Source organism: Mesorhizobium sp. M0437 (assembly GCF_040321335.1).
GTDB lineage: Bacteria > Pseudomonadota > Alphaproteobacteria > Rhizobiales > Rhizobiaceae > Mesorhizobium.
In genome coordinates, this window is the sequence record NZ_JAMYRK010000176.1 from 1 (window position 1) to 2,058 (window position 2,058).

A 2,058-nucleotide genomic window follows, 5' to 3' on the forward strand; every position below is an offset into this window, starting at 1 on the left:
GTCATCGATCTGCGACGACTACTTTTCGGAACTGATCAAATTGCGTGGCGAGGAACTGGCGCGGATCTACTACCAAAGCCAGTCGGCCGTTATCGACCGTATCCAAGCAATCCAAGAGGCGGAGGGTATTGCGTGTGATTTCCGCCGCCTCGACGGCTTTCTGTTTCCGGCGTCAGGCAGAAAGGAATCCGTCATCGAGCGCGAACTGGACGCCGCTCTGAAGATTGGTGTCGACGTCGAGAAAACCGCAGGCGTGCCGTTTGCAGGCTTTTCGGATACGCCCGTCCTTCGCTACGCCAATCAGGCGACATTTCACCCGCTCAAATATCTCCGCGGGCTGGCTGCGGGCATTCGCGCGCGCGGCGGCATGCTTTATGCGGAGACTATCGTCGACAAGGTCGAGGAGACCGACGGCGGCGTGCGCGTAACCACGGTCTCAGGCTTTGCCGTGTCTGCCAAATCGGCCGTTGTCGCCACCAACTCGCCGATCAACGATCGGGTCGCCCTTCATACCAAACAAGCGCCCTATCGGACCTACGCGATGTCATTCGAGATCGCGCGCGATATCCTACCGGATGCGCTGTATTGGGATACTGAAGACCCTTATCACTACGTTCGGCTTCAGCCTGGCAAAGGTCGGACCGACTTCCTGATCGTCGGAGGTGAAGACCACAAAACAGGACGGGCCGATGATGCCGGCAAACGCTTCGCGGCCCTGGCGGCCTGGACCAAAAGGCTGGTGCCCGATGTCGGGATGGAAACCAACCGTTGGTCCGGGCAGGTGATGGAGACCGTCGACTATGCCGGGTTCATCGGTCGCAATCCCGGTGACCGGCGTGTCTTCGTTGCAACCGGCGATTCCGGCCAGGGCATCACCCATGGGGTCGTGGCAGGCCTGTTGATTTCCGACCTGATTCTCAAGGGGGAAAGCCCCTGGCGGGAACTTTACGAACCCTCTCGCAAGACGGCACGCGCGATCGGCGATTATTTGGCGCAGAATGCGACAGCGATCAAGAGTTTTGCCGAGTATATCGCGCCTGGCGAAATCGATTCCGCCGACAAGCTGCGGCCGGGAGAGGGCGCTATCGTGCGCGAAGGGCTTACCAAAGTCGCGGCTTTTCGCGATGAGGACGGCACGCTCCACAAGCGCTCGGCCGCATGTACTCATGTCGGTTGCCATGTTCATTGGAACTCGCTGGAACGCTGCTGGGATTGCCCCTGCCACGGCTCGCACTTTGCCATTGATGGCAGCGCCTTGAACGGACCGGCCGTGTCGCCCTTGGCTTCGATCGAATAAGCCAATCGGCGTTCGCTTGTGTATTGGCGCCGAAGCACCGGCCAGCGCAAATGACGCCTATGACGTAGATATCACTGGTCATAAAAGGCTACATCGATGCAGTTGTGATCTCTAGCTTCTCGACAAGACGAGAGACATCAGTCGCCCATAATCAGCTCAAGGTCATGGCTCGGATTCGAAGCACAACATTTGGCGAAAATGCGCGACAACCGAAGGAACATTTATCGAGTTTGACGGGGTTAGAAAGGCTGGCCCGCGATCAGGTGCCAACAGGTGATACCGGCGGACTTTTGGGAGGAAGTCAGGATCCGTGTCACGCCTTCAATTCATATTTCGCGCCGTCGAGCGTTGCAGTTCGGCTTGGGAGCAACCCTCGCCACCACCACGGGCCTGACGCCGGTTTCTCGCGCCTATGCCCAGGAGGACGTGCAGGACGAAGACATTTTCCGCTTTGCGCTCAACCTCGAATATATGGAGGCTGAATACTACCTCCGCGGCACCACCGGAAAAGGCATCGACGCAGCCGATGCCGGCTCGAAATCCGGCGACGTCGTTGGCGGAAAGCAAGTCTCGTTCGAGACGCCGGCCATCGGCGAATTCATGCAGGAAGTTGCGGAAAACGAACTCGCGCACGTCCGATTTTACCGCAAGACGCTTGGAAAGAACGCAGTCGACAGGCCGGCCATCGATTTCGATGCGGGGTTCAAGGCGGTTGCGGAGGCAGCGGGCCTCGGGCGGGACTTCGATCCCTTCGGTAACGA

General features: G+C 58.9%; 2 protein-coding genes. Both read left to right on the top strand.

Annotated elements, in window-relative coordinates:
* Positions 1–1,297, top strand: a 1,297-nt coding sequence (locus NKI72_RS34710) for an FAD-dependent oxidoreductase (protein ID WP_352852209.1), incomplete at its 5' end; no start/stop codon positions are given.
* 360 nt (positions 1,298–1,657) lie between these two features.
* Positions 1,658–2,058: ferritin-like domain-containing protein (locus tag NKI72_RS34715; RefSeq protein WP_352852210.1), on the top strand; the 401-nt coding region annotated here is incomplete at its 3' end.